This is a genomic window from Paraburkholderia terrae (assembly GCF_002902925.1).
Taxonomy (GTDB): domain Bacteria; phylum Pseudomonadota; class Gammaproteobacteria; order Burkholderiales; family Burkholderiaceae; genus Paraburkholderia; species Paraburkholderia terrae.
This window is the reverse complement of the sequence record NZ_CP026111.1, coordinates 397,068-417,281: the sequence shown is the minus strand read 5'-3', so window position 1 is coordinate 417,281 and position 20,214 is coordinate 397,068. Positions and strand designations below refer to the sequence as shown.

16 protein-coding genes are annotated in these 20,214 nt (G+C 62.7%); 4 read left to right on the top strand and 12 right to left on the bottom strand.

Annotated features, from left to right (window positions below):
• Positions 1-19 precede the first annotated feature (19 nt).
• From ubiB to C2L65_RS01860, 7 genes are all read right to left on the bottom strand, one after another.
• Complete coding sequence (ubiB, locus tag C2L65_RS01890) at positions 20-1,603, bottom strand: ubiquinone biosynthesis regulatory protein kinase UbiB (protein WP_042315307.1); 1,584 nt, start codon at positions 1,601-1,603, stop codon at positions 20-22.
• 15 nt (positions 1,604-1,618) lie between these two features.
• A complete protein-coding gene (locus C2L65_RS01885; protein WP_042315305.1) occupies positions 1,619-2,266 on the bottom strand; it encodes a ubiquinone biosynthesis accessory factor UbiJ in 648 nt (215 codons plus the stop codon).
• Positions 2,267-2,374: 108 nt separating this feature from the next.
• Positions 2,375-3,364, bottom strand: a complete 990-nt coding sequence (locus tag C2L65_RS01880) for a Tim44 domain-containing protein (protein WP_042315303.1) — start codon at positions 3,362-3,364, stop codon at positions 2,375-2,377.
• 38 nt (positions 3,365-3,402) lie between these two features.
• The gene (gene ubiE / locus C2L65_RS01875) at positions 3,403-4,134 is read right to left on the bottom strand and encodes a bifunctional demethylmenaquinone methyltransferase/2-methoxy-6-polyprenyl-1,4-benzoquinol methylase UbiE (RefSeq protein WP_042315322.1); all 732 of its coding nucleotides are present in this window, start codon (positions 4,132-4,134) and stop codon (positions 3,403-3,405) included.
• A gap of 71 nt (positions 4,135-4,205) precedes the next feature.
• Positions 4,206-4,619 (bottom strand): gamma-butyrobetaine hydroxylase family protein, encoded by a 414-nt coding sequence (locus C2L65_RS01870; RefSeq protein WP_007579753.1) that lies wholly within the window; start codon positions 4,617-4,619, stop codon positions 4,206-4,208.
• Positions 4,620-4,626: 7 nt separating this feature from the next.
• Entirely contained in the window at positions 4,627-5,055 is a 429-nt protein-coding gene (locus C2L65_RS01865) for an HIT family protein (protein ID WP_042315302.1), read from the bottom strand.
• Between the two features lie 32 nt (positions 5,056-5,087).
• Positions 5,088-9,176, bottom strand: a complete 4,089-nt coding sequence (locus tag C2L65_RS01860; protein WP_042315301.1) for a DUF3683 domain-containing protein — start codon at positions 9,174-9,176, stop codon at positions 5,088-5,090.
• A gap of 593 nt (positions 9,177-9,769) precedes the next feature.
• On the opposite strand from C2L65_RS01860, the gene ilvA reads away from it, so the two are divergent.
• Genes ilvA through queF form a run of 3 tightly spaced genes read left to right on the top strand, consistent with a single transcriptional unit; the run spans position 9,770 to position 13,029 of the window.
• Positions 9,770-11,293: a threonine ammonia-lyase, biosynthetic gene (gene ilvA / locus C2L65_RS01855; RefSeq protein WP_042315299.1), complete on the top strand. Its 1,524-nt coding sequence runs from the start codon at positions 9,770-9,772 to the stop codon at positions 11,291-11,293.
• A 12-nt stretch (positions 11,294-11,305) separates the two neighbouring features.
• Positions 11,306-12,208: a 5'-nucleotidase gene (locus tag C2L65_RS01850; protein WP_042315297.1), complete on the top strand. Its 903-nt coding sequence runs from the start codon at positions 11,306-11,308 to the stop codon at positions 12,206-12,208.
• Positions 12,205-13,029: an NADPH-dependent 7-cyano-7-deazaguanine reductase QueF gene (gene queF / locus C2L65_RS01845; RefSeq protein WP_042315296.1), complete on the top strand. Its 825-nt coding sequence runs from the start codon at positions 12,205-12,207 to the stop codon at positions 13,027-13,029. The genes C2L65_RS01850 and queF overlap by 4 nt, the downstream gene beginning before the upstream one ends.
• A gap of 749 nt (positions 13,030-13,778) precedes the next feature.
• On the opposite strand, the gene C2L65_RS01840 is transcribed toward queF, so the two are convergent.
• The 3 genes from C2L65_RS01840 to C2L65_RS01830 are packed head-to-tail and all read right to left on the bottom strand — an operon-like array spanning position 13,779 to position 16,599.
• Positions 13,779-14,165, bottom strand: a complete 387-nt coding sequence (locus C2L65_RS01840) for a RidA family protein (protein ID WP_042306275.1) — start codon at positions 14,163-14,165, stop codon at positions 13,779-13,781.
• 52 nt (positions 14,166-14,217) lie between these two features.
• Positions 14,218-15,705, bottom strand: a complete 1,488-nt coding sequence (locus tag C2L65_RS01835) for an N-acyl-D-amino-acid deacylase family protein (RefSeq protein WP_042306276.1) — start codon at positions 15,703-15,705, stop codon at positions 14,218-14,220.
• Positions 15,706-15,708: 3 nt separating this feature from the next.
• Positions 15,709-16,599 (bottom strand): MurR/RpiR family transcriptional regulator, encoded by an 891-nt coding sequence (locus tag C2L65_RS01830; protein WP_007579745.1) that lies wholly within the window; start codon positions 16,597-16,599, stop codon positions 15,709-15,711.
• A gap of 141 nt (positions 16,600-16,740) precedes the next feature.
• Between C2L65_RS01830 and C2L65_RS01825 the strand changes: the two genes are divergently transcribed.
• Positions 16,741-18,018 (top strand): amino acid deaminase, encoded by a 1,278-nt coding sequence (locus C2L65_RS01825; protein WP_042306358.1) that lies wholly within the window; start codon positions 16,741-16,743, stop codon positions 18,016-18,018.
• A gap of 68 nt (positions 18,019-18,086) precedes the next feature.
• Here the strand turns inward: C2L65_RS01825 and C2L65_RS01820 are convergent, their stop codons facing one another.
• Together C2L65_RS01820 and C2L65_RS01815 are read right to left on the bottom strand one after the other, a co-directional pair.
• Positions 18,087-18,551, bottom strand: a complete 465-nt coding sequence (locus C2L65_RS01820) for a MarR family winged helix-turn-helix transcriptional regulator (protein ID WP_042306277.1) — start codon at positions 18,549-18,551, stop codon at positions 18,087-18,089.
• A 35-nt stretch (positions 18,552-18,586) separates the two neighbouring features.
• Entirely contained in the window at positions 18,587-20,182 is a 1,596-nt protein-coding gene (locus tag C2L65_RS01815; protein ID WP_042306278.1) for an MDR family MFS transporter, read from the bottom strand.
• Positions 20,183-20,214 lie beyond the last annotated feature (32 nt).

Sequence of the window (20,214 nt, the reverse complement as noted above, 5' to 3'; positions counted from 1 at the left end):
TAGACCTCGTGCAACGCGTTCAATAGCCGCCGTACGCAATGGCGAGCCATGCGCGCGCCAGCACCGCACCGACGCCCACGGCCACGCCGAACATCAGCAGACCTTGCAGCAGCCGGTTGGTGCGCTTCTGCTCCAGCAGAATCTGGCGGATGGTTTCGTCGTTGATACCGCGCTGCTGCGCGTCGTGACGCTGAGCCAGCATGTGATGGATCAGCCGCGGCAGCTGCGGCAGCGTCTTGCTCCACTGCGGCGCCTCGATCTTCAGCCGCTCGTACCAGCCTTTCGCGCCGATCTGCTCGTTCATCCAGCGTTCCAGATACGGCTTCGCGGTCTTCCACAAGTCGAGTTCGGGATCGAGCGAACGGCCCAGCCCTTCGACGTTCAGCATCGTCTTCTGCAGCAGCACCAGTTGCGGCTGGATTTCCACGTTGAAGCGGCGCGACGTCGAGAAGAGCCGCATCAGCACCTGGCCGAGCGAAATGTCTTTCAGCGCGCGATCGAAATACGGCTCGCAGACCGCGCGGATCGCGCTTTCCAGTTCTTCGACGCGCGTCGTGGGCGGCACCCAGCCGGATTCCAGATGCAGCGTCGCGACACGGTGATAGTCGCGCTTGAAGAACGCGAGAAAGTTCTGCGCGAGATAGTTCTTATCGAAGTCCGACAGCGCGCCGATGATGCCGAAATCCAGCGCGATATATCGGCCGAAATGCACCGGATCAAGACTGACCTGAATGTTGCCGGGGTGCATGTCCGCGTGGAAAAAACCGTCGCGGAACACCTGCGTGAAGAAAATCTCGACGCCCTCGCGCGCGAGCTTCGGAATATCGACGCCCGCCGCCCGCAGCGTATCGACCTGGCTGATCGGCACGCCGACCATCCGTTCCATCACGAGCACGTTTGCCGCGCAGTACTCCCAGTACATCTCCGGCACGAGCAGCAGATCGAGGCCCGCGAAGTTGCGCCGCAGCTGACTGCCGTTCGCGGCTTCGCGCATCAGGTCGAGTTCGTCGTGCAGATACTTGTCGAATTCCGCGACCACTTCGCGCGGCTTCAGGCGCTTGCCGTCCGCCCACAGACGCTCCGCCCATACGGCGATGTCGCGCAGCAGCGCGAGATCGGAATCGATCACGGGAAGCATGTTCGGCCGCAGCACCTTCACGGCGACCTGCTTGCCCGCGTGCTGGCCCGTCTTCAACGTCGCGAAGTGAACCTGCGCAATCGACGCGCTCGCCACGGGCACGCGCTCGAAGTCGTCAAAGATCGTATCGACGGGCGCGCCGAGCGATTTTTCGATGATCGCAATTGCCACCGCCGAGTCGAACGGCGGGACCTGGTCCTGTAGCTTGGCAAGCTCGCTGGCGATGTCGGGGCGCAGCAGGTCGCGGCGCGTGGACAGCACCTGACCGAACTTCACGAAAATCGGCCCGAGGCTTTCGAGCGCGAGACGCAGCCGCACACCCGGCGGCTGGTCGAACTTCCGGCCGATCGTGGTGATACGCAGCAACATCCGCACGCGGCGGTCGTTGATGCGACTCAGCATCATTTCGTCCAGCCCGAAGCGGATGACGGTAAAGAAAATCTTGAGGAAACGCAGGAAACGCATGGTTGAGCCCGGTGACTAGCGCGTGCCGCGCGACGTGGCGGCGCCGCCCGGCGCATTGGCGCCGCGGGCTTCGACCTTCTGTTCGAGACGCTCGATGCGCTTCTCGACGCGCGCGAGCGCGTCGCGGGCGCGCGCCAGCTCGACGTTGAAGTCGTCGAGCGCGGCGCGGCGCACGAGCTGCGGGTTTTCGTCCAGCAGATATTCGGCTACCGATTCGACCAGATTGCGACCCGTGCGCAGCGCATGATCGCCGACCGTGCGCGCCACCGATGCGATCCGCCACGCGGGCCCGTCGCCGATCAGTTTCGCCAGATCTTCTTCCGGCTCCCAGCGCAAATGCTCGGCGAGCTTCGCGATGGCCGTGGCGAACTCGGCGTCGCCTTCGATCTTCACGTGCTTCATCACGGCCGCCTGGCCGCCTTGCAGGAACGCGGGGACGGCATCCGAAGGCACGGCGACGGTGACGTCGAACGCGTTGTGCGCTTCGCTTTCGTCGACGGCGCTCAGATAGCCGTCCGGCTGCACCAACAGGATCAGTGTGACGGGAGGACAGGACAGCCGCGCAATCTTGCCGGCGTACGGGGTGAGACGTTCGCGCGCCCACGTTTCGCGAGCGAGCAGATGGTTGACGGCAGCAGCGAAGGGCTTGGCGGCAAGGGTCATCGGCAGTGGAAAGAGAAAACCCGCGCCGGCGACTGCCGACGCGGGTTCCTATTGTAACGTCCGTTCGCTTCGAGCCTGGCTCTGCCGAACGGCTAATCCTTTACGGGATCAGTGAAGATTCACTTGCTGGATGCCTGCGAGCAGCCAGCCTTCGCCAGTGCGCTTCGACAGGTTCCAGATTTCCTCGAACGGCTCCGCCGCACTGCCCGACGTTTCGCGGATCAGGCCGTGGAAGCGCACGCTCGCGAGATATTCGCTGCCGCGATCCTCGACGCCCAGCAGATCGGCGTTCAGCTTCACGACGTCCGTCTGGTTCTTTTCGGCGCCGCGCGAGCTCAGGTCGACCTTCACTTCGGCGAACATTTCAGGCGTCGTGAACTCGCGGATGTCGTCCATGTTGCCCGCGTCCCACGCAGCCTGCAGACGCACGAAGTAGACCTTCGCGTTGCGCAGGAACGCTTCAGTATCGAAGCCTGCCGGAACGACCGGCGCGGCTGCGATTTCAGGCGTCGTCAGCGGGTTGCCTTGCGGCCCGAGGTACGAGCCAGCCGGCGGCGCCGTGTAGCGCGGCTCCTGCGCGTAACCCGTGCCGCCCGCGTTCAGCGTCGGCGCGCCGCTCGCGTAAGCCGGCGTCTGCGCGTCGCGCTTGCGGCCCATGAACTTACGGATCAGCCAGATGGCGACGAACGCGATCAGCGCGATCACGATCAGGTTCGACATCATGCCGGCGAACGCTTCACCAAGACCGAAGTGCGACAGCAGGGCCGCGATGCCAAGACCCGCGGCGAGACCGGCGATCGGCCCGAGCCAGCGCGAGCGGTTAGGCTGCGCGGCCGGCGTGGGCGGCGGCGTGGCGGGACGCTGCTGCTGCATGGCTTGCGACGGCGCGCCCGGCGACTGCGAGGGCGCCGACTGCTGTGACGGCTGGGTGATGTTCGACTGACGCCCGATACTGCGGCCGCCGCCCATGCGTTTCGCTTCGGCGTCGAGCGAGGCCAGCGTGCCGATCGAAATCAGCCCGACCATCGCGATCAGTCCGATTCTCCTCGCCCATGCCCCCTTTACCTTACAACGAGATGACAGATTCGAATCAGACATTTCTGCAATTTCCTTTTAAAAACGAGAAGTTAGGGACATTAGTATTTTGTCCCCACATGTAAGGCTACCACGCCAGCTGACAAATTGTAATATTTGACGGCTTCGAGGCCAGCTTGTTCCATCATCGTTTTCAAAGTTTCTTGATCCGGATGCATGCGGATCGATTCGGCCAGGTAGCGATAGCTCTCGGCGTCCTTCGCGAAGCGCTCGCCGAGCCACGGAAGCACCTTAAAAGAATAGACGTCGTACGCCTTCTTGAGTGGATCCCACACTTTCGAGAACTCCAGCACGAGCACGCGGCCGGCCGGCTTCAACACACGGCGCATTTCCGCGAGCGCGGCGTCCTTGTGCGTCATGTTGCGCAAGCCGAATGCCACCGTCACCACGTCGAAGTAGTTGTCCGGAAAGGGGATTTTTTCGGCGTCGCAGAGCAGCGTCGGGGTGATGATGCCCTTGTCGATCAGGCGGTCGCGGCCCACGCGCAGCATCGATTCATTGATGTCCGTGTGCCACACTTCGCCCGTCTCGCCCGCCTGCTTCGCGAAGGTCTTCGACAGATCGCCCGTGCCGCCCGCGATGTCGAGCACCCGGTAGCCGGGCCGCACGTTGGCCTGCGCGATCGTGAACGCCTTCCACGCGCGGTGCATCCCGCCCGACATCAGATCGTTCATCAGGTCATAGTTGGAGGCGACCGAGTGGAACACGCCGGCCACTTTCTTCGCTTTTTCCTGTTCGTCGACTGTCTGATAGCCGAAGTGGGTTTTGGTCATCGCGCTTCGTCCTTTCGCGTATTCTGAGATATTGTTGCGCCGCATCAAGCGACGGGAAGGCGGGAATCGTATCAGTGTCTGTGGCCGTGCGCAGGGCCGGATACGGGCATCGGCGCGTCCCGGTCGACGCCTGCCGCCTTAAGTTTGTCGAAATAATCGGCCCAGAGTTCGTCCTGACGGGTCGCGAGATCCCACAGCAGGTCCCACGAATAGATGCCCGTGTTATGGCCGTCAGAGAAAGTCGGCTGCAACGCATAGTTGCCGACGCCTTCGAGCGCCGTGATCGACACCTCGCGCTTGCCTGTCTGCAGTGTCTCCTGGCCCGGGCCGTGGCCGCGCACTTCCGCCGACGGCGAATAGACGCGCATCAGCTCGAACGGCACGCGGTAACTCTTGCCGTCCGCGTACTGCAATTCGAGCACACGCGACACGGCATGAACGACGACGCCGGCGGGCACCGGCGTGTCGGGTTTCAATCCACTCATGATGACCTCAGGCGAGAGCGTGTTCGATTTCGCCGCGTACCGCTTCGCGCAGCAATGTGGCCTGCGCGCGGCGCTGCGACAGCATCGCCTCGGAAACGGTGCGCTGGCGCGGCGCCCAGATGGGCAGCGGGAAATGCGCGTCGTTGGAGAACCGCGGGATCACATGCCAGTGTACGTGCGGCACCTGGTTGCCGAGACTCGCCAGATTCACCTTGACGGGTTGCAGGATGCGCCGGATTGCGCGCTCGACGGCATACACCACGCGCATCACGCGGTCGCGCTCGCCGTCGCCCAGATCGGAGAACTCGGCGACGTGCCTGTTCCAGATCACGCGGCAAAAACCGGGGTAGTCATGTTCGTCGGCGAGGACGACACGCAGCGTGTCGTCCTGCCACAGTACATCGCCACCGTCTTCACGGCAGAAGATACAGTCCATCGTCGTCCTCGAACGGAACCTTTATCGCGCCATTAGACCAGCACGCGCTCGATTCCGCCATTGTTCGCACGCTGCACATAGTCGGCCATCCAGTTCTCGCCGAGCACGTGTCGCGCGATTTCGACAACGATGTAGTCCGCTTCGATATTCGCGTCTTCGTTGTAGCGCGACAGGCCTTGCAGACAGGACGGGCAGCTCGTCAGGATCTTGACGTCGGTCGCTGCGCCGTTTGCACCGTTGGCGCCGTTCCCGCCGTTCGGTTGCGGGCCGTCACCCGCCTTCAGCACCGAACCCGGCTGCGCGTTCGCGCCCGCATCGGCGACAACGGGAATGCCGCGCAACTTCGCCGCGCCCTTGCGGATTTCCTCTTCCTTGCGGAAGCGCACCTGCGTCGAAATATCCGGACGCGTCACAGCCAGCGTGCCCGACTCGCCACAGCAACGATCGTTCTTCTCGATCTTGTAGCCGTCGTTCTTCTCGGCACCCATCAGTTCGTTGACCAACTTGACCGGGTCCATCGTCTTGATCGGCGTGTGGCACGGGTCGTGGTACATGTAGCGCGTGCCCTTCACGCCCTCGAGCTTGATGCCCTTTTCCAGCAGGAATTCGTGGATGTCGATGATCCGGCAGCCCGGGAAGATCTTCTCGAATTCGTAGCCAGCCAGCTGGTCGTAACACGTGCCGCACGACACCACCACCGTCTTGATGTCGAGATAGTTCAGCGTGTTCGCGACACGGTGGAACAGCACGCGGTTGTCCGTGACGATCTGCTCGGCCTTGTCGAACTGGCCCGAGCCGCGCTGCGGATAGCCGCAGCACAGATAACCCGGCGGCAACACCGTCTGCACGCCCGCTTCCCATAGCATCGCCTGCGTCGCGAGACCGACCTGCGAGAACAGGCGCTCGGAACCGCAACCGGGAAAGTAGAACACTGCTTCCGAATCGACCGTCGTCGCCTTCGGGTTGCGGATGATCGGGACGATCTTGTTGTCCTCGATATCGAGCAGTGCGCGGGCCGTTTTCTTCGGCAGGTTGCCCGGCATCTTCTTGTTGACGAAGTGGATCACCTGCTCGACCACGGGCGGCTTGCCCGTCGTCGCGGGCGGATGCGCCGTCTGCTTCTTGGCGAACTTCTTCAGCACGTCGTTGCCGAGGCGCTGCGCCTTGTAGCCGACGCCCATCATCGCGGTGCGCGCGAGATTGATGGTCTGCGGATTGGTCGCGTTGAGGAAGAACATGCCCGCCGCGTTGCCCGCGTTGAACTTCTTCTTGCCCATCTTGCGCAGCAGGTTGCGCATGTTCATCGTGACGTCGCCAAAGTCGATCTTCACCGGGCACGGCGTCACGCACTTGTGGCAAACGGTGCAGTGATCGGCGACATCGTTGAACTCGTCCCAATGCTTGATCGACACGCCACGGCGCGTCTGCTCCTCATACAGGAACGCCTCGACCAGCAGCGACGTAGCGAGAATCTTGTTGCGCGGGCTGTACAGCAGGTTCGCGCGCGGCACGTGCGTCGCGCAGACGGGCTTGCACTTGCCGCAGCGCAGACAGTCCTTCACCGAATCGGCGATCGCGCCGATGTCGGACTGCTGCATGATCAGCGATTCATACCCCATCAGCCCGAAAGAAGGCGTGTACGCGTTGCGCAGATCCGCGCCTTCAAGCAGCTTGCCCTTGTTGAAGCGGCCATGCGGATCCACGCGCTGCTTGTACGCGCGGAATTCGCCGATCTCTTCTTCCGTCAGGAATTCGAGCTTCGTGATGCCGATGCCGTGCTCGCCGGAAATCACGCCATCCAGCGAACGCGCGAGCTTCATGATGCGTGCCACCGCGTGATGCGCGTCCTGCAGCATCTCGTAGTTGTCGGAGTTGACGGGGATGTTCGTATGAACGTTGCCGTCGCCCGCGTGCATGTGGAGCGCGACGAACACGCGGCCGCGCAGCACCTTTTTATGAATAGCCTGCGCCTCGTCGAGGATCGGCTTGAACTCGCCGCCGTTGAAAATCTGGCGCAGTTCCGCGCGGATTTCCTGCTTCCACGACACGCGCACCGTGCGGTCCTGGACGATATGGAACACGTTCGCGTCCGGCTGATCGTCGACGCGGTCCGCGAATTTCTCCGCGAGCCCCGCATAGCCGAGTCCCACCAGATAGTGCTGCGCTTCACGCAACGACAAATCGAGCTTGTCGCGCAGGAATTCCCAGCGCTTCTTCACGTGGCCGAGCAGTTCGAGCGCCTGCTGCACGCGGTCTTCGAGCAACTCGGCGCTCGGAATTTCATTCGCGTCGTCGCTCTTGCCGAGTGGCAGCTTGCCGCTCTTGAAGAACGCTTCGAGCGCGTCGATCAGTTGCAGCTTGTTCTTGATCGACAGTTCGATGTTGATGCGCTCGATGCCGTCCGTGTATTCGCCCATGCGATTGAGCGGAATCACGACGTCTTCGTTGATCTTGAACGCGTTGGTGTGCTTCGCGATCGCGGCCGTGCGGCTGCGGTCGAGCCAGAAGCGCTTGCGCGCCTCGGCGCTGACGGCGACAAAACCTTCGCCGCTCTTGCCGTTGGCCATGCGGATCACTTCCGACGTCGCCGTTGCAACCGCGTCGGCATCGTCGCCGACGATGTCACCGATCAGCACCATCTTCGGAAACGCGTTGCGCTTGCTCTTGGTCGCGTAGCCGACCGCGCGCAGATAACGCTCGTCGAGGTGTTCGAGGCCCGCGAGAATCGCCCCGCCCTGCTTCGACGTTTCGAACAGATAGTCCTTGATTTCGACGATGCTCGGAATCGCTTCGCGCGCCTGGCCGAAGAACTCGAGGCAAACGGTGCGCGTGTGCGCGGGCATCTTGTGCAGCACCCAGCGCGCGGACGTGATCAGGCCGTCGCAGCCTTCCTTCTGGATGCCCGGCAGGCCGGCGAGGAATTTATCCGTCACGTCCTTGCCGAGACCTTCCTTGCGAAAGCGCCGGCCTTCGATGTCGAGCATTTCCGTGCGCAGCAACTTTTCGCCCGGCGCGTATTCGCCGTCGAACCACTTCAGTTCGAAGCGCGCGACGGGAATGTCGTGAATCTTGCCGAGGTTGTGATCGAGGCGCGTGACTTCGAGCCAGTTCCCTTCCGGGTCAACCATGCGCCACCACGCGAGGTTGTCGAGCGCCGTGCCCCACAGCACGGCCTTTTTGCCACCCGCGTTCATCGCGACGTTACCGCCGATGCACGATGCGTCCAGCGACGTCGGATCGACGGCGAACACATAGCCCGCCTGTTCGGCCGCTTCCGTCACGCGGCGCGTGACGACGCCTGCGCCGGAGAAGATCGTCGGCACCTTGTGCGCGACGCCGGGCAATTCGGTTAATTCGACCGCGCCGAGTTGTTCGAGCTTCTCGGTGTTGATGACGGCCGAAAACGGCGTAAGCGGCACCGCGCCGCCCGTGTAGCCCGTGCCGCCCCCGCGCGGAATGACGGTCAGGCCGAGTTCGAAACACGCCTTGATCAGACCGGCGATTTCGGCTTCCGTGTCCGGCGTCAGCACGACAAACGGATATTCGACGCGCCAGTCGGTTGCGTCCGTGACATGCGAGACGCGCGCGAGGCCGTCGAAGCGGATGTTGTCCTTCTGCGTCTGGCGGCCCAGCACTTTGGTCGAGCGGCGGCGCAGGTCGGCCATCTTTTCGAACTCGCCCGCGAAGGCATCGACGGCGCGGCGCGCGGCGGCGACCAGCGTTTCGACACGCGCCGCGCGATCGACGCCCGCGTCGTCGCCATGTTCGACGAGGTCGGCGCGGCGGCGTTTTTCGATTTCGGTCAGACGGTGATTCAGCGCTTCGATCAACAGCGCGCGACGCTTCGGGTTGTCGAGCAGGTCGTCCTGCAGGTAAGGATTGCGGCGCACGACCCAGATGTCGCCGAGCACTTCGTACAGCATGCGCGCCGAGCGGCCCGTGCGGCGTTCCGCGCGCAGTTCGTCGAGGGCGGCCCACGCTTCGTCGCCGAGCAGACGGATGACGATTTCGCGGTCGGAGAACGACGTGTAGTTGTATGGGATTTCGCGCAGACGCGGTTCGGCGTCGGCGGCAACGGTGGCGGCGGCGCCGTGCGGATCGAAAACTTGAGGTGCGTTCATGTTTGGACGACTCGGTAGGTCAGCGGCGTGCGCTCATCGTTGAGGCCCGCTGACAGTGCGCGTGGGGCGCAATGCTGGAAATCTTTCTAGTGTGCGAAGCCGCAACCGGCAGGCCAGCGCCCGGGATCGCCGGGGATATGGCTGGAACGTGGGTGGCCGGTCGCCTCGCGGCGCTCAGAGGCAGCTACACGATCGTGCATGCCGCACGTGCCGCTGCGCCGCGGGACGAGACTCGCGCGGTACGGGCATCAAATGGGCGATCCGAGGCTGCCAGTGCATCTTCCGATCCTTGTTCCAAAATAGGATTCTACCGCATGATCCCATTGCGCGTTGACGCCCGAATGTAAGCGTGACAAGCCTTTGCGCGTTCGCTTGACAGAATTCGCCACGAAATTGCCAGGTGACGACGCACCCAAAATGCATCGCATCCGTGCCCACGCTGAGTCCGATTTTTCGACCGTCCGGTCGGCTGGCCAAGCTTGCCGATAAAGCGAACGCAATCGGACAAATCCCGGATCAGCCGCGTCCGGACAGACGGTTGGCGCTATCATTGATCCTTTCCTGTCCGAAATAGCGCATCGCGCGTGACCCGCATGGCTTCCCACGACTACCTGAAGAAAATCCTCACCGCCCGCGTCTACGACGTCGCGCGTGAGACCGAACTCGAACATGCGCGGAATCTGTCCGCACGGCTGCGCAACCCGATTTACCTGAAGCGCGAAGACAATCAGCCCGTCTTCTCGTTCAAGCTGCGCGGCGCCTACAACAAGATGGCGCACATTCCCGCCGACGCCCTCGCGCGCGGCGTGATTACGGCTTCGGCGGGCAACCATGCGCAAGGCGTGGCGTTGTCGGCGGCACGGATGGGCGTGAAGGCGATCATCGTCGTTCCCGTGACGACGCCGCAGGTGAAAGTCGATGCCGTGCGCACACATGGCGGCCCGACCGTCGAAGTCGTGCAGTCGGGCGAATCGTTCAGCGACGCCTACGCGCACGCGGTCAAGCTGCAGGAGCAACACGGCCTGACCTTCGTCCATCCGTTCGACGACGAATACGTGATCGCCGGCCAGGGCACGGTCGCGATGGAAGTGCTGAGCCAGCATCAGGCGCCCATTCACGCGATCTTCGTGCCCATCGGCGGCGGCGGTCTCGCGGCGGGTATCGCGGCGTACGTGAAGTCGGTGCGCCCGGAGATCAAGGTGATCGGCGTGCAGACCGACGATTCGTGCGCGATGGCGCAATCGCTGAAGGCGGGCAAGCGCGTGACGCTGAACGAAGTCGGCCTGTTTTCGGACGGTACGGCTGTCAAGCTGGTCGGCGAAGAGACGTTCCGCCTGTGCCAGGAATATCTCGACGAAGTGCTGACCGTGGACACCGACGCACTGTGCGCGGCGATCAAGGACGTCTTCCAGGACACCCGCAGCGTGCTTGAGCCGGCCGGCTCGCTGGCCGTCGCGGGCGCGAAGCAATATGCGGAGCGTGAAGGCATCGAAAATCAGACGCTGATCGCCATCACGTCCGGCGCGAACATGAACTTCGACCGCATGCGCTTCGTCGCGGAGCGCGCGGAAGTCGGCGAGGCGCGCGAGGCCGTGTTCGCGGTGACGATTCCCGAAGAGCGCGGCAGCTTCAAGCGTTTTTGCGAACTGGTCGGGACGCGCAGCGTCACCGAGTTCAACTACCGTATTGCCGATTCGGCGTCGGCCCATATTTTTGTCGGCGTGCAGATCCGCAATCGCAGCGAGTCTGCGCAGATCGCCGGCGCGTTCGAGGCGCACAACTTCGCCACCGTCGATCTGACGGGCGACGAACTGTCGAAGCAGCACATCCGCTATATGGTCGGCGGACGCTCGCCGCTCGCGCACGACGAGCGCCTGTTCCGCTTCGAGTTTCCCGAGCGGCCGGGCGCGCTGATGAAGTTCCTGTCGTCGATGGCGCCGAACTGGAACATCAGCCTCTTCCATTACCGGAACCAGGGCGCGGACTACAGTTCGATTCTCGTCGGCATTCAGGTGCCTTCGGCAGAAGATTCGGAATTCGCGCGCTTCCTTGCGACACTCGGCTATCCGTATTGGGAAGAGACGTTGAACCCGGTGTATCAACTGTTCCTTGGATAACGAAGCACGCGCATGGCCTTTTCGCTCGATGACAAACTGGTAGTGGCGATCTCCTCGCGCGCGCTGTTCGATTTCGAGGAAGAGAACCGTGTGTACGAGGACGGCAATCTGCGCGACTACGAAGCGCTGCAGCGCGAGCGGCTGAACGTGCCGGCCAAGCCGGGCGTCGCGTTTCCGCTGATTCGCAAGCTGCTTGCACTCAATATGGGCGCGCACTGCGTGGAAGTGGTGATTCTGTCGCGCAGCGATCCCATTAGCGGCTTGCGCGCGTTCAGTTCGTGCCGCGAGCATGGGCTGGCGATCGAGCGCGGCGTTTTCACGCGCGGCCGCGCCCCGTTCGCGTATCTGAAGCCGCTGAATGCGTCGCTGTTTCTGTCGGCGAATCAGGACGACGTGCGCGATGCTTTGGCCGCCGGATTTCCCGCTGCACGCGTGTTGCCCGAATCGGCGAAAATGGCGAGCAAGTATCCGGACGAAATCCGCATTGCGTTCGACGGTGACGCCGTGCTGTTTTCCGACGAAGCGGAGCGCGTGTTTCAGAAGGACGGCTTGGGCGCGTTCGTCGGTCATGAGATCGACAACAAGGATTTGCCGCTTGCCGATGGACCGCTGAAGCCTTTGTTGAAAGCGCTGCATCGACTGCAGACGCTGGCTGACGAAGCCGCGCCGATGCACATTCGCACTGCGCTGGTGACGGCGCGTTCGGCGCCCGCGCACGAGCGCGCGATACGCACATTGATGGCCTGGAACATCGAAATCGACGAAGCGATGTTTCTTGGCGGGCTGGACAAGAGCGCGTTTTTGCGCGAGTTCGAGCCGGACTTTTTCTTCGACGACCAAATTCGCCACTGCGAATCGGCCCGTGACGTGACAGCGATCGGGCACGTGTTGAGTGGCATCGTGAACGCATCATGACACCCGAACAATCACCGCTGGGCAAACCGTCCAGCTACACCGAACAGTACGACGCATCGCTGCTCTTTCCGATCGCGCGGAAGAATGCGCGCGAGCAGATCGGTATTGGGGCGACGTTGCCGTTTTTCGGCACGGATATCTGGAACGCGTATGAGCTGTCGTGGCTCAATGCGCGCGGCAAGCCGCAGGTTGCGATTGCCACTTTCTTTATTCCGGCGGATTCGCCGAATATCGTTGAGTCGAAGTCGTTCAAGCTTTATCTCGGATCGTTTGCGCAGACTTCGTTCGATTCCATCGAGACGGTTCGCGACACGATCAAGCGGGATGTTTCTGCTGCGTGTGGGTCTTCTGTGTCGTTGCATCTTTATCCGCCTGCGGAGTTTTCCAAGCTCGCGATGGATGAGTTTGAAGGGACTTCGCTGGATCGGCTCGATCTGGATACGGATGTTTATCTGCCGGATGCTTCGTTGCTCAAGGCTGCGCTTGATGAGGCGCCTGTTGAAGAGACACTGTTCTCCAATCTTTTGAAGTCGAATTGTCCGGTGACTGGGCAGCCTGATTGGGGTTCGGTGCAGATCCACTACGTGGGGCCGCAGATCGATCAGGCTGGGCTGCTGCGGTACATTATTTCTTATCGAAACCACACGGGGTTTCATGAGCAGTGTGTCGAGAAGATCTTTCTTGATGTGCTCAAAGTTTGCCAGCCTGTGAAGCTGGCTGTGTATGCGCGCTATACGCGGCGTGGTGGGCTGGATATCAATCCTTTCCGTACTAACTTTAATCTGCCGATGCCGGATAATTTGCGGACTGCAAGACAGTGATTTGGGTTTTTTCTGTCTGCGACGCTTGGGCTGGTTTTTTTGCCTTTTCGCTGGCATCCGCGATTCGTTAGCTCGCTTCAAGCGTCGCCCCTGTGCGGGGCGGCACCTACTTTTCTTTGCCGCCGCAAAGAAAAGTAGGCAAAAGAAAGCGGCTAACACCGCCAGTGCTAGTTCCTGCCTGAGGGCCCCCAAAGGGTCCTACGCTTCACACGGCAATCACGTGACCCACGCTCGTTGCCAGCGCATTGAACGAGCGCCTCACCTGCTCCACGCGCCGGCGTTGCGGCACGCCGTGCCAGATATTCCGCCGCCGCCCAGGTGGCAAACTGTGTGTAGGCCGTAGAGGCACACACGCCTCACTTCGGACCGAAAGCGCACGCATGCCACCCTGTAAGAGCGCCAGGCTATACGACGCGACAACCTACACACAGTTTGCCACCTGGGCGGCACAAACCATTCGCTGCCGCTAGCCCAAGTTCGGGTGTTTGAAGTGGGTGAGGCGGTCATTCGAAGCGTTGGCAACGAACGCGAACAGAGATGCTGCCGTGTGAAGCGTAAGACCCGTTGGGGGCCCTCAGGCAAGGAGAAATGTTGGCGGTGTTAGCCGCTTTCTTTTGCCTACTTTTCTTTGCGGCGGCAAAGAAAAGTAGGTGCCGCCCCGCACAGGGGCGACGCTTGAAGCAAGCTAACGAATCGCGGATGCCAGCGAAAACACAAGCAAACCACCCCGCGCCGCAAGCAAAAAAACCTTACGCCGCAGGCTTCTTATAAGCAACGCAGTCAACCTCAACTTTACAGTCGATCACCATCGACGACACCACACATGCCCGCGCAGGCGGATTCGCCCCAAAGTACTCCTTGAACACCTTGTTAAAGGAAGCAAAGTCACGCGGATCATCGAGCCACACCCCACACCGCACGACGTGCTCCGGCCCATACCCGGCCTCGGTCAAAATTGCCAGCACGTTTTGAATCGTCTTGTGCGACTGCTCAACGATCCCGCCATTGATCACTTCGCCGTTTTCCATCGGCGTCTGCCCCGACACGAACAGCCAGCCATCCGCCTCGACCGCACGCGCAAACGGCATCACCTGACCGCCCGTACCTTTGCCACCTTCAACGCCATAACGCTTCATCGTTCAACTCCTGTAACGTAAGCGCGTCCGCACCCAATGCGAACGCAAAAATTCAGAAACCCTGCGTAAGCTCGGCCCGCGACGCCGCCGTCGCCCCACGCGCCACAAACCTGCCCGCGCGCTCGCCCGTCGGCTTGCCATCGAGATACGACAGCACGCCATTCACCCACACGGCATCGATGCCATCCGCCGCCTGCTGCGGCTTGTCGAACGTCGCCGCGTCGCGCACGCGCGCCGGGTCGAACAGCACGAGATCGGCGTGATAACCGATGTGTACTTCGCCCCGCTCCGTCAACCCAAAGCGTCGCGCCGACAAACTCGTCATCTTGCGAATCGCCTCTTCCAGCGGAATCAGCTGCTGATCGCGCGCATAGTGGCCCAGCACGCGCGGAAACGCGCCCCACAAACGCGGATGCGGCAGCGGATCGTTCGGCAGGCCATCGGAGCCGACCATCGTCGCCGGATGCGAAAGGATGCGCCGCACATCGTCCTCGGACATGTTGTGATAGACGGCGCCCGCCGGTTGCAGCCGCTTCGCCGCTTCCTGCTGCGGCACGCCCCACTCCGCCGCGATCTCCTTCACCAGCTTGCCCGCCATCTCGGGATGCGGCGTCGACCACGTGATCGTGATGTCGATATCGCCCGTCACCTGCTTGACGTCGAGCGTCGACGAGCTGCGGTTGTACGGATAACAGTCGCAACCAACAGGATGAAACTGCCGCGCGCCTTCCAGCGACGCCAGCACCTCGACACTGCGCCCCCAGTTAGACGGCCCCGCGCATTTCAGGTGCGAGATGATGACGGGCACGCGCGCGTGCTTGCCGATGCGGTACGCCTCGTCCATCGCATCGAGAATCGCATCGAACTCGGTGCGCATGTGCGTCGTGTACAACGCGCCCGCCACCGCGAGCGGCTCGGCGAGCGCCATCACTTCTTCCGTCGGCGCGGCGAACGCGGAGCTATACGCGAGCCCTGAACTCAACCCCAACGCGCCATTCAAGAGCGCCTCTTCGAGCTGCACGCGCATCCCGTCGATTTCCTCGCGCGTCGCCGCACGGTCGAGCCGGTCCATATGGTTGTTGCGCAGCGCCGTATGTCCGATCAACGCGCCGACGTTCACGGACGGCTTCGCTTCATTCACGGCATCGACATACGCGGCGAACGTCGGATACTGAAACGCATCGCGCGGGCCGAGCAGGTTCATCGGATCGGGTGGATCACCCTTGAGCGACACAGGCGACGCGCTGATCCCGCAATTACCGACGATCACCGTCGTCACGCCCTGCGTGATCTTCGGCAGCATTTGCGGCGAGCGGATCACGTGCGTGTCGTCGTGCGTGTGTACGTCGATGAAGCCCGGCGCGAGCGCGCGGCCGTTCGCCTCGATCACCTCTTCGGCCAGCCAGTTCGACAGGTTGCCGATCGCAGCGATCTTGCCGTTGCGCAACGCGACGTCGCGTTCGGCAGGCGGCGCGCCCGTGCCGTCGTACAGTTGCGCGCCGACAATCAGCGTATCGGCGGCTTCGGGGTGCGAGTGCATGAATCAGTCTCCTAGCGGTTGTCGGTCGCCGCCGCCGCGATGCGCATCGAGCGCATGCTTCATGCGGCGCAGCAGTTCGCGGCTCTCGTCGCCGAGGCTCACGGCCAGTTCGGTGACGAGCACGTCGAGCGCCATCATCATCGCGTAACGCGACGACGACGGCTTGTAGATGAAATCGGTTTCGAATGCGACGATGGGAATCACCCAATCGGCCATCTTCGCAAGCGGCGACGCGGGCGCCGTCAACGTGATGAGCGTCGCGCCATAGCTGCGCGCGATCTTGCAGCTGTCGACCATTTCCGGCACGCGCCCTGTCGTCGAGAGCGCGATCACCACGGTATCGCGCGAGACCGTCGATGCAACCATGCGCTGCAGCAAACCGTCCTGATACGTCGCAACCGGCCTCCCCAGTCGCACGAGCCGAAAGCGCATTTCATCGGCAAGCGCCGTCGAGCCGCCGCCCATGCCGAACACGTAAATCATGCGCGCTTCGCGCAACGCAGCGGCGGCCTGCGCCACGGGCGCCTGACACAGCAACTGATGATTGTGCGTAAGCGCCGTCTGCAACTCGTCGAACACGCGCGTCGCCAATGGCTCGGGTGTGTCGGCCTGCGCGCCCGGTTGCAGGAACCGCTGACCGACGGCGGCCGCCTGCGCGAGCCGCAGCTTGAGTTCTCGCACGTCACGGCAGCCAACCGCTTTCGCGAAGCGCGTGACCGTCGCGACGCTCACTTGCGCCCGCTCGGCCAACGCGCCGATGCTCGCGCGCGACGCGCCCGTCAGATCGTCGAGAATCAGCGCCGCGACCTTGCGCTCGGCCGAGCGCAATTCGGGCGCGCATTCTGCAATGCGGGCGACAATGTCGAAAGCAACGGGTTCGGCGGTGGAATTCATGGCTCGCAAGCGCCGCGCGCCGCCGGTAACATTGCTCGACGCACGCGTGGTACTAAATAACATTTCATCAAACATCGTACTTTCGGTAACATACGAAAGTCAACTTCGATTCGATTTAACTGGCCGATGGAGCAGGATGACATGAAAGTTACAAACTATCAGGGAGCCACGATCGACCCTTATAGCAAGGGCTTGGGCAACGTGCCGGGCGCGAGCATCCAACTGACGGACGCGACGCGTCTCGAATGGAATCTGCTCGACGAAGACGTGAGTCTGCCCGCCGCCGTTCTGTATGCGGACCGTATCGAGCACAACCTGAAGTGGATGCAGACGTTCGTTGCCGAGTACGGCGTGAAGCTCGCGCCGCACGGCAAGACGACGATGGCGCCGCAACTGTTCCGCCGCCAGATCGAAACGGGCGCGTGGGGCATCACGCTTGCCACCGCACATCAGGTGCGCGCCGCGTATCACGGCGGCGTATCGCGCGTATTGATGGCGAACCAGCTAGTCGGCAAGCGCAACATGCTGATGATCGCGGAACTGCTGAGCGATCCGGATTTCGAGTTCTTCTGTCTCGTGGATTCCGTTGAAGGCGTCGAGCAGCTTGGCAACTTCTTCGGCTCGGTGAAGAAGCAGTTGCAGGTGCTGGTCGAACTCGGCGTGCCGGGCGGTCGCACAGGTGTGCGCGATGACGCGCAAACCCATGCCGTGCTCGATGCGATCGCGCGTTACCCGGATTCGTTGAAGCTCGCGGGCATCGAACTGTATGAAGGCGTGTTGAAGGAAGAACAGGAAGTGCGCGACTTCCTGCGCAGCGCCGTGAAGCTCACGCTCGAACTGTCGGACCAGGGCCGCTTCGCGCGCACGCCGGCCGTGCTGTCGGGCGCGGGATCGGCGTGGTACGACGTGGTCGCGGAAGAGTTCTCGAAGGCGTCGCGCAAAGACCGCATCGAGATCGTGCTGCGGCCGGGCTGCTATCTGACGCACGACGTCGGCATCTATCGCAAGGCGCAGACGGATATCTTCAAGCGCAATCCCGTCGCGAAGCGCATGGGCGAAGGGCTGCTGCCCGCGCTGCATCTGTGGGCGTATGTGCAGTCCATTCCCGAACCGGATCGCGCGATCATCGGCCTCGGTAAGCGTGACTCGGCGTTCGACGCCGGCTACCCCGAACCCGCGAAGCATTATCGTCCGGGCACGCCGGCGCCGCGCGATGTCACCGCCGATGATGGCTGGGAAATTTTCGGCTTGATGGATCAGCACGCCTATCTGCGGATTCCCGCGGGCGCCGATCTGAAAGTCGGCGACATGATCGCGTTCGACATCTCGCATCCGTGCCTGACGTTCGACAAGTGGCGTCAGGTGTTGGTGGTCGATCCGTCGTATCGCGTGACGGAAGTGATCGAAACGTTCTTCTGATTCTTCTTCGATCGAAACGGCGCTGCGTCTCACGACACAGCGCCGTTTTTTATTGGCCGATTGTTGGCTCAGCGCCCGGCTTGCGCGGTCTCCGCGTCCGTCGCCGCAGCTACTTCGCCGATGCGCGCCTCGAGCATCGTCAGCGCGGCCGACAGGCCGGCCAGCACATCGTCGGGCAAGGCGGCCATCGTGTCGTGCAGAAACGCATTGCGGTTCGGCAGGCTCGTTTCGATCGCGGCGCGGCCTTCTGCCGTGAGCTTCACGTTCGTGATGCGGTTGTCGCGCTCGTCCATGCTGCGCGAGATCCAGCCCATCGCTTCGAGCGACTTCAGCTGTCTCGTCAGCGCGCCCGGATCGATACGCAAGCGCTCGACCAGCTTCTTCTGCGACGACTCGCCCGCCTGCTCGTACAACGCGAGCAGGATCCGCCAGCGCGGCATCGGATGCCCGACGCGGCCTTCGAACGCCGACATGAACGCGCGATACGTGCGTCCAAACTGATGCAGGATAGCGACGCGGTCCTGTTCTTCCATGATCTATCTTCGATTCAAAAGCGCTTACATTCCCGTCAATCCGCGTGGATGACCGGCTCGATCTGCTTGCGCAGCTTGACGGGCGGCACGCGCCGGCTCTGCCAGATCGCGAACAGCGACACCAGCGCGCCGAGCATCAGGCCGATATGGATCGCGCCCACCAGCGATTCGCGCGCCGACTCCAGCAGCACGGCGCCATTGTGCCCTGCCTTCGCGAGTTCGCTCAAAAGTGTGTGCTGCGCGTCGCGGTTCACGAGGATCTGCGGATCGCCGAGATCGGCGAACCATTGGCTAGCCTGGTCGCCGTCGAGCGCGCTGCGCACGCCGCTCGCGTACATGTGCGTGACCAGCGTGCCTGTTAGCGCCGTGCCGATCATCCCGCCGATCATACGCAGCGATTGCAGCAGCGCCGTCGCGATGCCGAGATGCTCGCGGCCCGCCGTCTGCTGCGCGAACACGGTCAGATTCGGCAGCACGAAGCCGAGGCCGAGGCCGCCGAAGGTCATGAACAGCATCAGCAGCCAGTGCGGCATCGAGCGCGTCGCGATCACCACGCCGAGCGACGCCGCCGCGAACAACGCGAAGCCGATGAACAGCATCACATTCGGATTGGGCACACGCGACACGATGCGCCCATTCGCAATACTGCCGATCGTGATGAACACGACGAGCGGCGTGATCACGAGCCCCGCCTCGTTCGGCGTCATGCCGAAGCCACCCTGAAACAGCAGCGGCGCGTAGAACAGCAGCGAGAACATCGCGAAACCGCCGAGCACGGCCAGCACGAACAGCGCGGACAGGCTCTTGTTACGGAACATGTCGATGGGAAGAATCGCTTGCGGGAAGCGCTTTTCCCACTTCCACAACGCAATCGCACACGCGACGCTCACGACGAGCAACGCAAGCGCCGAAGCCGTGACGCCATGCTTCGGCAGCAATTCGACGAACATCTGCAAGCTGCCGAGCGACAGCGCGATCAGCAACGCGCCGGGCCAGTCGAGCCGCATCTTGCCTTCATGGACGACGTGCCGCAGGTGCGGCAGATAACGCCACACGAAAAACAGCGACAACAGGCCGACGGGCAGATTCACATAGAACACCGAGCGCCAGCCGTAGTACTGCGTGAGAAAGCCGCCAAGCGACGGACCGATGGCATTCGCAATGCCGAACGCCGTGCTCATCAGTACCTGCCAGCGCAGCCGGACCACGGAATCGGGAAACAGATCGGGGATGCAGGCGAACGCGGTGCCGACCAGCATGCCGCCGCCGATGCCCTGCAAGCCGCGCGCGATCACCAGGAACAGCATGTTGTTGGCCGCGCCGCAGAGCACGGAAGCCGCCGTGAACAAGACAATCGACGCGATGACGAACGGCTTGCGCCCGTAGTAATCGCCGAGGCGCCCGAAGATCGGCACGGTGATCACCGACGTCAGCAGATACGACGTCGCGACCCACGCGTACAGTTCGAAGCCTTTGAGATCCGCGACGATCGTCGGCAGCGCGGTACCGACCACCGTCTGGTCGAGCGCGACGAGCATCGAGACGAATGAGACGCCGAGCATCGCCAGTAGCGACTCCCGGAACGGTAAAACTTGCCCACTCGAGTGGTGGGCGGCGGTATGCACGGCCATTTTTGATCGAACAACAGTTGACGCGTCAACGA

Bases quoted from the DNA above. Each gene is read 5' to 3' on its own strand.
- ubiB (WP_042315307.1), bottom strand. From the start codon at position 1,603: ATGCGTTTCCTGCGTTTCCTCAAGATTTTCTTTACCGTCATCCGCTTC.
- C2L65_RS01885 (WP_042315305.1), bottom strand. From the start codon at position 2,266: ATGACCCTTGCCGCCAAGCCCTTCGCTGCTGCCGTCAACCATCTGCTC.
- C2L65_RS01880 (WP_042315303.1), bottom strand. From the start codon at position 3,364: ATGTCTGATTCGAATCTGTCATCTCGTTGTAAGGTAAAGGGGGCATGG.
- ubiE (WP_042315322.1), bottom strand. From the start codon at position 4,134: ATGACCAAAACCCACTTCGGCTATCAGACAGTCGACGAACAGGAAAAA.
- C2L65_RS01870 (WP_007579753.1), bottom strand. From the start codon at position 4,619: ATGAGTGGATTGAAACCCGACACGCCGGTGCCCGCCGGCGTCGTCGTT.
- C2L65_RS01865 (WP_042315302.1), bottom strand. From the start codon at position 5,055: ATGGACTGTATCTTCTGCCGTGAAGACGGTGGCGATGTACTGTGGCAG.
- C2L65_RS01860 (WP_042315301.1), bottom strand. From the start codon at position 9,176: ATGAACGCACCTCAAGTTTTCGATCCGCACGGCGCCGCCGCCACCGTT.
- ilvA (WP_042315299.1), top strand. From the start codon at position 9,770: ATGGCTTCCCACGACTACCTGAAGAAAATCCTCACCGCCCGCGTCTAC.
- C2L65_RS01850 (WP_042315297.1), top strand. From the start codon at position 11,306: ATGGCCTTTTCGCTCGATGACAAACTGGTAGTGGCGATCTCCTCGCGC.
- queF (WP_042315296.1), top strand. From the start codon at position 12,205: ATGACACCCGAACAATCACCGCTGGGCAAACCGTCCAGCTACACCGAA.
- C2L65_RS01840 (WP_042306275.1), bottom strand. From the start codon at position 14,165: ATGAAGCGTTATGGCGTTGAAGGTGGCAAAGGTACGGGCGGTCAGGTG.
- C2L65_RS01835 (WP_042306276.1), bottom strand. From the start codon at position 15,705: ATGCACTCGCACCCCGAAGCCGCCGATACGCTGATTGTCGGCGCGCAA.
- C2L65_RS01830 (WP_007579745.1), bottom strand. From the start codon at position 16,599: ATGAATTCCACCGCCGAACCCGTTGCTTTCGACATTGTCGCCCGCATT.
- C2L65_RS01825 (WP_042306358.1), top strand. From the start codon at position 16,741: ATGAAAGTTACAAACTATCAGGGAGCCACGATCGACCCTTATAGCAAG.
- C2L65_RS01820 (WP_042306277.1), bottom strand. From the start codon at position 18,551: ATGGAAGAACAGGACCGCGTCGCTATCCTGCATCAGTTTGGACGCACG.
- C2L65_RS01815 (WP_042306278.1), bottom strand. From the start codon at position 20,182: ATGGCCGTGCATACCGCCGCCCACCACTCGAGTGGGCAAGTTTTACCG.